At 61.8% G+C, this 12,745-nt stretch carries 12 protein-coding genes; 7 read left to right on the forward strand and 5 right to left on the reverse strand.

The window, feature by feature from the left end:
- Nucleotides 1–635: 635 nt before the first annotated feature.
- The 6 genes from ACVWW6_RS43005 to ACVWW6_RS43030 all read left to right on the forward strand — a co-directional run bounded on the left by ACVWW6_RS43005 (nt 636) and on the right by ACVWW6_RS43030 (nt 5,932).
- Nucleotides 636–1,364, forward strand: coding sequence for an ABC transporter substrate-binding protein (locus ACVWW6_RS43005; protein ID WP_456682907.1), 729 nt, complete (start codon nt 636–638; stop codon nt 1,362–1,364).
- Nucleotides 1,307–2,071, forward strand: a complete 765-nt coding sequence (locus ACVWW6_RS43010; RefSeq protein WP_456682908.1) for an extracellular solute-binding protein — start codon at nt 1,307–1,309, stop codon at nt 2,069–2,071. Before ACVWW6_RS43005 ends, ACVWW6_RS43010 begins: the two co-directional genes overlap by 58 nt.
- A 122-nt stretch (nt 2,072–2,193) precedes the next feature.
- Nucleotides 2,194–3,057, forward strand: a complete 864-nt coding sequence (locus tag ACVWW6_RS43015; protein WP_456682909.1) for a carbohydrate ABC transporter permease — start codon at nt 2,194–2,196, stop codon at nt 3,055–3,057.
- Nucleotides 3,054–3,893 (forward strand): carbohydrate ABC transporter permease, encoded by an 840-nt coding sequence (locus ACVWW6_RS43020; RefSeq protein WP_456682910.1) that lies wholly within the window; start codon nt 3,054–3,056, stop codon nt 3,891–3,893. Before ACVWW6_RS43015 ends, ACVWW6_RS43020 begins: the two co-directional genes overlap by 4 nt.
- 10 nt (nt 3,894–3,903) lie before the next feature.
- A complete protein-coding gene (locus ACVWW6_RS43025) occupies nt 3,904–5,007 on the forward strand; it encodes an ABC transporter ATP-binding protein (RefSeq protein ID WP_456682911.1) in 1,104 nt (367 codons plus the stop codon).
- 34 nt (nt 5,008–5,041) lie between these two features.
- Nucleotides 5,042–5,932 carry an SMP-30/gluconolactonase/LRE family protein gene (locus ACVWW6_RS43030; protein ID WP_456682912.1) on the forward strand — a complete coding sequence of 297 codons (891 nt, stop codon included), beginning with the start codon at nt 5,042–5,044 and terminating at the stop codon, nt 5,930–5,932.
- A 44-nt stretch (nt 5,933–5,976) separates the two neighbouring features.
- Here the strand turns inward: ACVWW6_RS43030 and ACVWW6_RS43035 are convergent, their stop codons facing one another.
- The 5 genes from ACVWW6_RS43035 to ACVWW6_RS43055 form a co-directional block, all read right to left on the reverse strand.
- Nucleotides 5,977–7,830, reverse strand: coding sequence for a TRAP transporter large permease (locus ACVWW6_RS43035; protein WP_456683239.1), 1,854 nt, complete (start codon nt 7,828–7,830; stop codon nt 5,977–5,979).
- 35 nt (nt 7,831–7,865) lie between these two features.
- Entirely contained in the window at nt 7,866–8,930 is a 1,065-nt protein-coding gene (locus ACVWW6_RS43040) for a TRAP transporter substrate-binding protein (RefSeq protein ID WP_456683240.1), read from the reverse strand.
- Between the two features lie 136 nt (nt 8,931–9,066).
- Nucleotides 9,067–10,080 (reverse strand): transketolase family protein, encoded by a 1,014-nt coding sequence (locus ACVWW6_RS43045; protein WP_456682913.1) that lies wholly within the window; start codon nt 10,078–10,080, stop codon nt 9,067–9,069.
- A complete protein-coding gene (locus ACVWW6_RS43050) occupies nt 10,077–10,928 on the reverse strand; it encodes a transketolase (protein ID WP_456682914.1) in 852 nt (283 codons plus the stop codon). Before ACVWW6_RS43050 ends, ACVWW6_RS43045 begins: the two co-directional genes overlap by 4 nt.
- A gap of 24 nt (nt 10,929–10,952) precedes the next feature.
- A complete protein-coding gene (locus ACVWW6_RS43055; RefSeq protein ID WP_271574918.1) occupies nt 10,953–11,702 on the reverse strand; it encodes an SDR family NAD(P)-dependent oxidoreductase in 750 nt (249 codons plus the stop codon).
- Between the two features lie 108 nt (nt 11,703–11,810).
- Between ACVWW6_RS43055 and ACVWW6_RS43060 the strand changes: the two genes are divergently transcribed.
- Nucleotides 11,811–12,707, forward strand: coding sequence for a LysR substrate-binding domain-containing protein (locus tag ACVWW6_RS43060; RefSeq protein ID WP_456682915.1), 897 nt, complete (start codon nt 11,811–11,813; stop codon nt 12,705–12,707).
- Nucleotides 12,708–12,745: the final 38 nt, after the last annotated feature.

The following is a 12,745-nucleotide window of genomic DNA, read 5'->3' on the forward strand; positions in this document are numbered from 1 at the left end:
TCGAGCGTTTGACCAACATCAATGCGCGGTGATCGCCACAGGCGCGGTGGTGGACTGAGCCCGCACTGCGCCGCCGACATTGCAGTGGGGTCGATGATGCCCGCGGTCTGCACACGGCAACGGCGCTGAGCTTGACGGCCGGTGGCAGCAACACTTGGTCCGTATCACGCATGCTCAGCATACGATGTGCGCAGGAGCTGCTCCTGTTTCAACCGCCGCTCGCAGATAGAGCTAGGCGGGAAGAGCGCATCCGTTCTTGCTTCTGAGAGCCGCAGGCTAGACAGGTGAATACAGCTCACGCATGCATGCAAAGTTCTCATTTGTCGAAGAGTTCTGCGACAACGCAGACTAGCCGCAAAATCAGACCTTAACAGCGTTTTGGGAAGGATGCGTGCTTCAAGGAAGCCAAATCGCGTTCATTCGGGAAGCCCAGTCTGGCTGATGCAGACCTGGCCGAAAGATGAGTGGCAATTCTCGCCACAGATGAATCGATTTGCCCGCGGCATCGGTACCGCCCGACCGTGCTCGCGCCGCGAGGCGATATCCCCAACCTGCTGATCAGAAAAAGTCACGTGAGAAGCGCTCCAAAGCCGCCTTGGCGGTCTGCGGACGCCCAGAAGAGGAGGAAAAAGGGGATGAAGTTCAGGACGTTTCTCGGCGCGGTCGTTGTCCTAGCGCTCACCGGTGCTTCGGCGCCAGCGGCCGATAAAGATGCCGCCGACATTGCGGTCGAAGCAGCAAAGAAGTACGCGGGCACGACGATCAGCATTGTCTGGGAGGCCGGCCTCCAATCGCTCGACCCACTGAATTACTCGGGCCCCAAGTGGGAGAAGCTGACCGGCATCAAGGTGAAGGTTGTCGAAGTGCCCACCGACCAGATGTTCACCAAGATCATGCAGGATTTCAAATCGGGCGCCGGAGCCTACGACGCGCTGAACGTCATTCCGTCTTGGATGCCTGATCTTGCGCGCGCCGGCGCGCTCGAGCCTCTCGACAAGTACGTCGACAAGTTCAGCTATCGCGACGAGTTGCAGGACATCGCGGCCGCTTACCGCGACAACCAGATGCAGTATGACGGGAAGATTTTAGGCTTTCCGGACGACGGCGACGTGATGCTGCTTTACTACCGGAAAGACATCTTCGATGATCCGAAGATGAAGGACGAATTCAAGGCCAAGTTCGGCTACGAACTCGCTCCGCCAAAGGACTGGAAACAGTTCGACCAGATCGGCCAGTTCATCACCGACAAGATGCACCCAAGGTTTACGGCGCCGGCTTCTTCCGCACAGCGCCCTATCCGCAATACATGTTCCAGGAGCGCTTCCGCATGGAGGGCGGCAAGTTCTTCAATGCGGACACCATGAAGACGACGGTGAATGGCGACGTCGGCCTCAAGGTGTTCAAACAAATGCTGGCGGAAAACAAGTTCATGCCGCCGGGCGTGGAGCAGTGGAATTTCGTCGACAACCTCGCGGCATTTCTTCAGGGCACAACCGCGATGACGATCTCGTGGCCGCCTTACGGACGTTGGGCCGCCGGCTACGGTTCGGGCGAGGAAGCGTTGAAGTGGGTTCCCAAATCCCAAGTCGCCGGCAAGGTCGGCTACGCGCTCACGCCTCTCGGCCGCCCCGAACTCGGCGTCGGCTTCGACTTGTCGGTGTCGGCCACCAGCAAGAACAAGGAGGCCGCTTATCTCTTCATCCAGTGGCTGAACAGCAAGAAGACCAGCCTCGAGCGCGTCCAGCTCCCCTATACGCTCCGCGATCCGTTCCGCCTGTCGCACTACGCGAGCGAGAAATACCGTGCGCTCTGGCCTGAGGCTCCTGCCTATCTCGATACGATCAAGACATCCGGTGAGAAGGGCCTGCTCGATCTCTCCCTGCTGCAGCAGGACAAATACGACGAGGCGATGACCAAGGCGATTTCGATCCTCTGGGCTAGCGAAGATCCCAAGGCCATCCTCGACCGCATGGCGCAACAATTCGACGCCATCACCGAGAAGGTTGGCATTGAAAATCAAAAGGCCGTCTACAAGGTCTGGGCGGCTAAGCCCGGCGCCTATCCGCAATAGCTGCCCTGGACACCACACGGGAGGCGTCGCCCTCCCGTGCGGCGTCGTTTCCTGGACTGATGATGACGCTTTCCGCAAGTCTCAATGGTGCCGAGCAACGCCGCCCGAGACGCCTCGGGCGCATGCTCGAGGACCGCCTCCCCTATCTCATCGTCGCACCGGCCATTCTGATCCTTCTCCTGGTCGGCTTGTTCCCCCTCATCTACTCGCTGATCGTGAGCTTCCAGCGCATCACGATGACCGAGAACGACACATCCTTTGTCGGCCTCTTGAACTATGCGGAGCTCTTCCGGGATGCTCGCCTCTCGGCTTCGCTCGGCCACACAGCCATCATCACGGCAATCGCCCTGCCGCTTGAGCTGCTGATCGGCTTCCTGATGGCGCAGCTCTTCATTGATCGTATGCCCGGTCGCCAGATCTTCGTCGCGCTGCTGGTCCTCCCCACGGTGATTTCTCCGATTGTCGCGGGAGCGACCTGGCGTCTGATGTTCGACGTCCGCTTCGGTCCGATCGGCGAGATCCTGAGCTTCATCGCCGGCGAGCCGGTCCGGATTTTGTGGACGGTCAATCCCGCCTACGTCTATCCCGCGATCATCATCTGCGAGGTCTGGCAGTGGTCGCCGTTCATGTTTCTGTTGCTGCTTGCAGCGCTGTCAAATGTCGACCAGTCGCAGCTCGAAGCTGCGGAGATTGATGGCGCATCATACCTGCGCGTGCTCCGCGCGATCGTTCTGCCGGCCATCGCCCCCGTGGTCGCCGTCGCTTGCCTGATCCGGGGCCTGGACCTCGTCCGCATCTTCGACATCATCTGGGCTCTTACCGAAGGCGGCCCGGGGTCGATGACCGAGACCGTCTCGCTCTACACCTACGTCCAGGGCTTCTCGCAATTCGAGACCAGCTATACGGCCGCGATCTCGTTTTTGGTGATTGCGCTGCTCACCGTTATCACCACCCTGGTCCTCAAGCGCATGGAGCTTGCGCGATGAAGGTCGGCAGACTTCCAGCGAGAAAAGCCCGCATCCTGGCGCTTCGCTATCTCGGCGCGGGCGTCGTAACCCTCCTGTTCCTGTTTCCGGTCTACTGGCTGTTCATGATCTCGTTCAAGACGCCGGACGAGATCTATCATGTCCCGCCCTTATGGGTCCCCGGACAAATCCATTTTTCGAACTATTACGTGCTGTTCAAGGATGGTGACGTCCTTGCCATCCTGAACAGTCTGATCGTCGCCGGCGTCAGTTCCGGCATTGCGATCGTTCTTGGGACGCTCTGCGCCTACAGCCTCGCCCGGTTCGGCACCGGCGGCGAAAACCTCGCGATGTGGATCATTTCCCAGCGCATGATCCCGCCGATCGCGGTCGTCTTCCCGATCTTCCTGATCTACGTGTATTTCGGTCTCGTCGACGGCTACTTCGGGCTGATCCTGCTCTACACGGCGTTCAATCTCCCATACGTCATCTGGATGATGCGCGGCTACATCGTCGACGTTCCGCTGGAGCTCGAAGAAAGCGCTCTCGTCGATGGCCTGAACCGGTGGGAAGTGATCTGGAAAGTCGTCTTTCCGATGGTCCGTCCGGGGCTCATGGCGACGTCGGTCTTCACCTTCGTCTTCGCCTGGAATGACTTCCTCTTCGCGCTGGTGCTCACGCGCACTGAAGTCATCACGTTTCCCGTCATGCTGACGCACTACTTCGGCGGACAATCGAATTTCTGGGCAAAGATCGCGGCGATGTCCGTATTGGGGACCTTGCCGATCTTCGTCGCAGTCTCGGTGATGCAGCGCTATCTCGTGCGCGGCATCTCCTTGGGCGCAGTCAAGGGTTAGGGAGAGCGGAGTGGCCGATGTCAAACTGTCCGGGGTGCATAAATACTACGGCAACGTGCACGCGGTTCGAGGTGTGGATCTCAGCATCGCCGATGGCGAATTCGCAGTGCTTGTAGGGCCGTCCGGCTGCGGCAAGAGCACGCTCTTACGAACGATAGCCGGTCTTGAAGACCCGGACGACGGAACGATCACCATCGGCGGCGCGGTGGTCAACGATCTGCGCCCGCGCGAGCGCAACATCGCGATGGTGTTTCAGAACTACGCGCTCTACCCCTATTTGACGGTCAACGCGAACATCGCGTTCGGTCTGCGCGCCCGCAAGACTCCAGAAATGGAGATCAGGAAGCGGGTCAGCGAAGCCGCGGACATGCTCGGCATCGGAAATCTCTTGCAGCGCTATCCGCGTCAGCTCTCCGGCGGACAGCGTCAGCGGGTCGCCATCGGACGCGCCATCGTCCGCAAGGCGGACCTGTTCCTGTTCGACGAACCGCTGTCGAATCTCGACGCTCAATTGCGCGATGAGATGCGGACCGAGATCAAGCGTCTGCATCACGAGATCACGACGACGATGATCTACGTCACCCACGATCAGGTCGAGGCGATGACGCTCGCTGACCGCATCGTGCTGCTCCGCGATGGAAAGATCGAGCAGCAAGGGGCCCCGCTTGAACTTTTCGAGCAGCCCCGTACGGGCTTTGTGGCCGGCTTCCTCGGGTCTCCGTCGATCAATCTCGTCCCGGCGACCCTCAAGACGAACGGCGGCTGCGCAGCAGTTGTGTTTCAGTCCGGCGGTGCGCTGACGCTTCCGAGCGCAAGAGCCAAATTGCTGACAGGTGCGGATGGCCAAGAAGTTCTCGTCGGCATTCGACCCCAGCACTTCAGCCGGGCTGGCGGCGGACCTCTGCGCGACGGGGTGGTCGCCTATTCGGCCGTTGCCGATCTCATTCAGCCGACGGGAACCCGTACATTCACCACCATCAAGATCGGCGGCGTCGATGCGGTCGCGGAGCTCCAGGCTCATGACGTCGGCAGCCATGGCGAGCGGATCGACCTCGCCATCGACCTCAATCGCGTGGTGCTGATCGATCCGACCAGCGGCCTGGTCATCTCGTAACGAGCGCCGGCAATCTGGAGAACGGGAGGAAAAAATGGCGTCGAGACTGTTTGCCACCGGAATTGGAGCTCCGGAGGGGCCGGTGTGCCTGCCCGATGGATCGATGTATGTGACCGAAATGTCCGCGTCGACCCTTTGCATCACACGGCTTGACTCTCGCGGCAATCGCAGGGTGATCCGGACGACTGGCGCGCGTCCGAACGGGTTGACGACTGATGGCCACGGCCGGATCTGGATCGCGGAAGCAGGCCTCCGGGCGCTGATCTGCATCGACGACGGCGGAAACGAGATCCGGCGCATGCAGGGCGAAGGTACGGACCGCTTTCTATTTCCGAACGATCTTTGCTTCGGCCCGAACGGACTCCTCTACCTGACCGACTCCGGCATGGCGGCCGAAGATTTCATCAACGGCCAGGCCTTCGTCGACGGCTATATGGACCTTGATTGGGACGGCCGTGTGTATGAGATCGATCCGGCGGCCATGAAGGTGCTACGCGTGCTCGATCGCAAGATCCGCTTCACCAACGGCATTGCTTTCGGTCCCGACAATCACCTCTATGCCAACGCGTCCTTCACCGGCGAGATCTACCGATATGACGTGCTCGGCGAAGCCTCGCCTAGACGCGAGGTCTTCGGCAACGTCCTGCAACCGGATGCCAATCCCGATTTCAAAGGTCCGGACGGGATGGCCTTCGGCACGGATGGCCGCCTCTATTGCACGGTCTACAACCAGAAGAACGTCACGGTGCTGGACCGACGGGGTGAAGTCGTCGACCGGCTGATCCTGGATGGGCCGCAGCCGACGAATTGCGCCTTCACGCTCGAGGGCAAGAAGCTACGCGTGACTGAAGTCGGCAAGGGGCAGGTCGAAGAGATCGATCTGCCCTGCGAGGGCCTGCCGCTGCATCTGCCGAAGTTCGCCTGACGAGGTGCCTCGCGGTTTTGTCCCGCGAGGCGCCCGCAGAAGCGTCAAAGGAAGCCGATCGATAGCCAGGGCACGGCCGCGACGATCAGTGTGCCGATCAATAGCGCGATCATGTAGCCCACGATCGGCTTCATGCCCTCGTCCGGGTTGATGCGGCTGATGGCGCAAGCCGCGTAGTAGCCGACGCCGAACGGTGGCGCGAACAGGCCGATGCCCATGGCGAGAACGACCACCATTGCGTAGTGGACATCGTGCACCCCGACCTGCCGCGCGATCGGAAACAGGAGTGGGCCGAACAAGACGATGGCCGGGATCCCTTCCAGAACGCTGCCCAGGATCACGAAGGTCACGATTGTCACCGCCAGGAAGACAGGAACTCCGCCGGGAAGGCTGGTCATGAACCTTGCAAGAGAGGCAGAAAATCCCGACTGGGTCAGCGCCCAGGCCATGCCCGTCGCGGCGCCAATGATGAGCAGGATAGCCCCCGACAGCGAAGCCGTCTCGACCAGCATCGGATAAATACGGCGCCAGTCGAACTGCCGATAGATGAAGAGTCCCGCACAGGCCGAGTACAGGATCCCGATGGTCGAGACTTCCGTTGCCGTCGCAACGCCTTCGACGACGGCGGTCCGGATCACGAATGGCAGCGCGATCGCCGGTATCGCGATCACGAAGGCGCGGCCGATCTGCCGCCCCGTCGCTCGTTTGACGTGAGACAGGTCCTCGCGGCGGTATCGCCACCACACCACGGCCGCGAGCATGACCGCGAGCACCACGCCCGGAAGCAACCCGCCGGTGAACAGCGCCGAGATCGATACACCGGTCACTGAGCCGATCGTGATCAGAACCAGTGACGGGGGAATCGTCTCGGTCTGCGCCCCCGTCGCGGCCAGGAGCGCAACGAGATCGCCGGGCTTGGCCCCCCGCTGCCGCATCTCGGGAAACAACACCGGCGCCACCGCAGCCATGTCCGCCGCCTTGGAGCCGGAAATGCCCGAGACCAGATACATCGCCCCGACGAGCACGTAGTGCAGTCCGCCGCGCACGTGGCCCAGAAGGCTTGCAAGGAAGCTGACCATGGCCCGCGCCATGCCCGTCATCTCGATCAGAAGGCCGAGAAAGACGAAGAGAGGCACGGCGAGCAAGATCAGGTGGCTCATGCCCTCATCCATTCGTCCGATCATCACCACGTCGGGCGTGTTGGTTGTCAGGGCGAGATAGCCGACCGTGGCGAGGCCGAATGCGAACGCGATCGGCACGGCCGCAAAGACCATCGCGCCGACCACGAAAACGAAGAAGATCAGAAGATTCAGATTGCCAAGCGGCTTCAAGACCGGCGCCAGCAGAATGAACGTCCCGATGATGCCTGCGACGATCGCGAGCGAAGCCAGCAAGCTGCGCAGGCTCGCGATGCGGATGAGCCGGAGGACGGCTGCGATCAGCATCAGCCCGATGCCGACCGGCAGCGCCGCCGCACGCCAGGTGTTGACGATCTCGAGCGCCGGGGTCGTGACGAATGCCTCGTCGGCGGCGAATTCATAGGCCGGCCAAACGACGAGCACGAGAAATGCCAGCGACGCCGCGGCCGCTATGACATCCAGGAACGCGCGGAGCTCCGCACTGAGAACGCCGACAATGGCGGTCATGCGCATATGCTCACCGCGCTGGAACGCAATCACGGATCCTAGCATGGCAAGCCAGAGAAAGAGAATGCTGGCGAGCTCGTCGGACCAGACGATCGGCGAGCGGAACACGTATCTGCCCACAATGCCCGCGGACAGGACCGCGATCTCTGCCAGCACGAGCAATGCCGCCGGGACTGCGACGACGTGGCCCAGTAATGTGTTGGCCCGCACCACCCATCTGCGCGGGGTCGCTTGAGACGTACCGGCCGCCATCCCGGCATCGACATGCGGCGTATGGCTCACGCTGGTCATGATAGCTGGCCCGCGGCTCTTTCAAGGTGAGACCATGCCTCCTCGCCAAACTTGCCCTTCCAGTCGGCGTAAAAGCTGGTCTTAGACAGCGCCTGGCGAAAAGCGGCACGATCGACGCCGATGAACTTGAGCCCTTTGGCCGACAGATCGGCGCGCAGGGACTCGCTGAGCTTTGCGATGTCTGCCCGCTGATCGACCGCGGAGCGATCGAGCTCGCGCGTCACGATCTCCTGCAGGTCCTTGGGCAGGCGCTCAAAGGCGCGCTTGTTACCCAGGACCCAGTAACCGTCCCAGACGTGCCCGGTCAGGCTGCACGTGCTTTGCACTTCATAAAGACGCGCGGTCGCGATGATCGGCAACGGATTCTCCTGGCCGTCGACGACCTTGGTCTGCAGCGCGGAATAGACCTCGTTGAAGTTGATCGGCGTCGGCCCGGCTCCGAGCGCCTTGAACAGCGAGGTCAGTAATGGCGCGGGCGGCACGCGGATCTGGAAGTTCTTGAGATCATCCGGCGTTCGCACCTCGCGGCCGGACGAGGTCACCTGACGGAAGCCGTTGTCCCAGGCCTTCGACACCGCCATGATCGGCGTCTTGGCGATCTGCGCCCGGATGTAGGTGCCGAGGTCGCCGTCCATCGCCTTCCATACGCTGTCGTAGTCGGCGAATGCGAAGCCGGTGTTCACGATGCCCGCACTTGGGACCAGGGTGGCAAGGATCGAAGACGATTGGTTGAAGAACTCGACGCCGCCGCTGCGAACCTGGGTCAAAAGCTCGGTGTCGGAGCCGAGCTGGTTGGCCGGGAAAAGCCTGATCTCCAGGCGGCCGCTTGTCGCTTCGCGAATGCGGTCGATGGCCTCCTGGGCTCGGACATTCACCGGATGCGTCGGATCCTGTCCGGTCGCGAACTTGTACACGAACTCGGCGGCAGACACCGGACGGGTCAGAATCCCGCAGAGAGGTACAGTCGTGGCCGCCATCAACAGCGAACGGCGGCTGATGCTTCCGGGCTTAGATGTCATGTTTTCCTCCTGGTCCTTCATTGACGTTGCTGCCCGCTGCATCAGCGCACGCTGGCGTGCAGCTTTCCGGTTTTTTTGTTGCCGGCTCTCGACCACCGGCATTTGAGCAGGAGCGATCACTCGCCGCCGCAACATGCGACGGGCGTAGCTCCTCACCTGGGCTTGGCTCGATTGGCGCTTAGCGAAGCCACTGCTTGATCTGCCGTGCGACCTCTGCGGTTGAAATCCCGTAGCGGTCGTGCAGGGTCGGAAGTGCGCCGGCGTCAAGAAATTCGTCCGGCAATGCAATCTGACGGAAAGACGGATGGACGCCTGAACGCATCAGAAGTGCGGCAACCGCCTCGCCGAGACCGCCAATCGTTGTATGGTTCTCGGCAACGACGACAAGGCGGCCCGACTTGCCGGCTTCACGCAAGATCGTCTCAGTATCGAGCGGCTTGATGGTTGGAACATGTAGCACCGCAATATCGACGCTGTCGTCCTTCAAAGTCTGCGCGGCTTCGAGCGCGCGCATGGTCATGATGCCGGACGAGATGACCAGGGCGTCCTTCCCGTCACGGATCAGCTTGGCCTTGCCGAGCTCGAATTTGTAGTCATATTCGTCCAGCACGACCGGCACCTGGCCGCGCAGCAGGCGCATGTAGACCGGCCCGTGATGCGCCGCGATAGCAGGCACCAACTGCTCGATCTCGTGGGCATCGCAGGGATCGATGACCGTCATGTTCGGCATGGCGCGAAACAGCGCGAGATCCTCCGCGGCCTGGTGACTCGGGCCGTAGCCCGAGGTCAGGCCGGGCAATGCGCAGACGATCTTCACGTTGCGGTCTTCCTCCGCGATCGTCTGGTGAATGAAATCGTAAGCCCGCCGAGACGCGAACACCGCGTAGGTTGTCGCGAATGGCATGAAACCTTCGGCGGCGAGGCCGGAGGCTGCGCCGAACAGAAGCTGCTCGGCCATGCCCATCTGGTAATAACGGTCCGGAAATTCCTTCGCAAAGATGTGCAGATCGGTGTATTTGCCGAGATCGGCCGTCATGCCGACCACCTCAGGGCGGTGGCGTGCGAGTTCGACGAGCGCGTGTCCAAAGGGCGCAGGCTTCGTCTTCTGCCCCTCGGCCGCGATCGATGCGATCATCGCTGAGGTGGTCAGGCGCGGCTTGCCCGGCTGCGGTGCTGATCTGACGGTCTTCATGCCTGCCTCCCGGCTTCCAGCGCGGCAAGCGCGAGCTGCCATTCGTGCTGCTCGACGCGGATGAAATGGCTCTTCTCGCGCTGCTCGAGGAAGGGAACACCCTTCCCCATCAGCGTGTCGGCGACGATCATCCGCGGCTTGGGCTCGGGATGGGACTTGGCGGCGTCGAAGGCGGCAATCACGGCATCGAGATCGTTGCCGTTGACGCGCTGCACGAACCAGCCAAAGGCCTGAAGCTTGTCCACCAGCGGCTCGAATGCCATCATCTGCGTGGAAGGGCCGTCCGCCTGCTGATTGTTGACGTCGACAATGCCGATCACATTGTCGAGCTTGTAGTGACCCGCCGACTGGATGGCCTCCCAGACCGAGCCTTCGTCAAGCTCGCCATCGGAGAACAAGGTGTACACCCGCGCCTCGGATTTCTTGCGTTTGAGTCCCAGGCCCATGCCGACCGCGATGCTGAGTCCGAGCCCGAGCGAGCCGCCCGACATTTCCATGCCGGGTGTGTAGGAGGCCATGCCCGACATCGGCAGGCGGCTCTCGTCGCTGCCATAAGTTTCGAGCTCTTCCTCGGGGACAATCCCCGCCTCTATCAAGGCCGCGTAGAGCGCGATGGCATAGTGCCCGTTGGAGAGCAAAAAGCGGTCGCGCTCCTCCCAAGAGGGATCTTCGGGCCGATAGCGCATCGCATGAAAATAGGCCACGGCGAGAACGTCGGAGATGTCCAGCGCCTGTGCGATATAGCCCTGGCCCTGGACCTCACCCATGCGCAGGGCATTGCGGCGAATATTGTAGGCGCGGTCCGCCAGCTTGGGCGTGTTCGTAAGCGTCTTGGTCGAGGTTTCCATCGATCTGGCCCTTGTCTCGCTGGCTCAGTGGATGAGCATGCCGCCGTTGACGTCGATCACGGCGCCGGTCACGTAGGCGGAGAGATCCGAGGCCAGGAAGGTGTAGATGCCGGCGACGTCTTCCGCCGTGCCGAGACGATTGAGCGGAATGCCTTCCAGGATCTTCGCCCTCATCTCATCGGTCAGCTTGCCCGCGGTGATATCGGTGCCGATCAGGCCGGGCGTGACGCAATTGACGCGGATGCCGTCCGGGCCGAACTCACGGGCCATCGCCTTGGCGAGACCAAGCACGCCGGCTTTCGCCGCGGAGTAGTGGGGGCCGCCAAAAATTCCTCCGCCGCGTTGGGCCGAGACGGACGACATGCATGCAATCGATCCGGACCTCCGTGCGCGCATATGCGGGATCACGGCCTGGGAGAGGAACAGGATGCCCTTGAGATTGACGTCCTGAATGCGATCCCAATCGGCCGCCGAAATGTCCAGGAACTTGACGGGTTGGGTGATGCCGGCATTGTTGATCAGGACATCGATGGCGCCGAAGGATTCGATCACGCGGGCCACCGCCTGCTCGCAGGACGCCTTGTCGGCGACGTCGCACCCTAGTCCGATGTGGGAGTTTCCGAGCGATGCCGCAGCATCCGCCGCAGCGCCGGCGTCAATATCGAGAATCGCGACCCGAGCTTCCTCGGCGGCGAACCGCCGGGCGGTGGCAAGCCCGATCCCGCGCGGCGAGGCCGCGCCCGAAATGATGGCCGTCTTACCGCTGAGCAGCATCAGTTCCTCCCGCAAATTGTTCTTCCTTGGCGCTTAGGAATGACCCGCCGACGGCCAACGGACAAACGCGCAGTTGTCACGGATCGATGAATCTGGTTCACTTATGGCATGCTGTCGAATATCCCCATATCGGCAATTCGTGCCTTTGAAGCCGCTGCCCGCACCGGATCGTTTCGCGATGCGGCGAATGAGCTTCACCTGACGCCGAGCGCCGTCAGTCACGCAATCCGCAAGCTGGAGGGCACGCTTCGGACCGTTCTGTTCGAGCGCAGCGCGCGGTCCGTGCGGCTCACGCCGGCCGGCGAGAACCTCATGCGTCACACGGGAGCGGCATTCGATCAGCTCCGCCGTGGCCTTGAGGAAGTTGCCGCGCGCGGACCACAATTGGTGCGCGTCCATTCCGCACCCAGCTTTGCTGCGCAATGGCTGGCGCCAAGGCTCGCACAGTTTCTCGCTGCTTACCCGAAGCTCGAGGTTCGACTGGCTGCAAGCACGGACTATGCGCGCTTCAGCAACGATGATTTCGATATCGACATCGTCTACGGTCCGCCGCGCGCGGAAGGTGTCGAAATTGTCCCTCTGCCGGAGGAGACGGTCACTCCACTCTGCTCCCCTGCCCTCGCAAAATCGATAAGGAAGCCTGCCGATCTCCTCGATCAGACACTCATCCGCTCCGACGTGAAGCGGGTGCAGTGGCACCAATGGTTCACCGCGAATGGGTTGGAAGCACCTGCGCTTCACGGCATGAGATTCGACCGGAGCTTTCTTGCGATTGCGACGGCTGCGGAGGGATTGGGCGTGGCCTTGGAATCAACGCTTCTGGCCGAACGCGAACTGGCGAGCGGGCGCTTGGTAGCTCCACTGGCAGGACGCGCTAACGATATCCGCTACATCGGTCACCGCCTGATCTACCCGCGCGCCAGCCGACAGCGAACAGCCGTGCGAGCGTTTGCAGATTGGCTCGTGTCGCAACTTGAGGGGCAAAACACGCGCTCCTCAGAGTGACTGCAACCATGGCCCAGCCTCTTGGCTTAAGCACAGCC

The organism is Bradyrhizobium sp. USDA 3311 (assembly GCF_054062495.1).

Bases quoted from the DNA above. Each gene is read 5' to 3' on its own strand.
- ACVWW6_RS43005 (WP_456682907.1), top strand. From the start codon at position 636: ATGAAGTTCAGGACGTTTCTCGGCGCGGTCGTTGTCCTAGCGCTCACC.
- ACVWW6_RS43010 (WP_456682908.1), top strand. From the start codon at position 1,307: ATGTTCCAGGAGCGCTTCCGCATGGAGGGCGGCAAGTTCTTCAATGCG.
- ACVWW6_RS43015 (WP_456682909.1), top strand. From the start codon at position 2,194: ATGCTCGAGGACCGCCTCCCCTATCTCATCGTCGCACCGGCCATTCTG.
- ACVWW6_RS43020 (WP_456682910.1), top strand. From the start codon at position 3,054: ATGAAGGTCGGCAGACTTCCAGCGAGAAAAGCCCGCATCCTGGCGCTT.
- ACVWW6_RS43030 (WP_456682912.1), top strand. From the start codon at position 5,042: ATGGCGTCGAGACTGTTTGCCACCGGAATTGGAGCTCCGGAGGGGCCG.
- ACVWW6_RS43035 (WP_456683239.1), bottom strand. From the start codon at position 7,830: ATGGCGGCCGGTACGTCTCAAGCGACCCCGCGCAGATGGGTGGTGCGG.
- ACVWW6_RS43040 (WP_456683240.1), bottom strand. From the start codon at position 8,930: ATGCAGCGGGCAGCAACGTCAATGAAGGACCAGGAGGAAAACATGACA.
- ACVWW6_RS43045 (WP_456682913.1), bottom strand. From the start codon at position 10,080: ATGAAGACCGTCAGATCAGCACCGCAGCCGGGCAAGCCGCGCCTGACC.
- ACVWW6_RS43050 (WP_456682914.1), bottom strand. From the start codon at position 10,928: ATGGAAACCTCGACCAAGACGCTTACGAACACGCCCAAGCTGGCGGAC.
- ACVWW6_RS43055 (WP_271574918.1), bottom strand. From the start codon at position 11,702: ATGCTGCTCAGCGGTAAGACGGCCATCATTTCGGGCGCGGCCTCGCCG.
- ACVWW6_RS43060 (WP_456682915.1), top strand. From the start codon at position 11,811: ATGCTGTCGAATATCCCCATATCGGCAATTCGTGCCTTTGAAGCCGCT.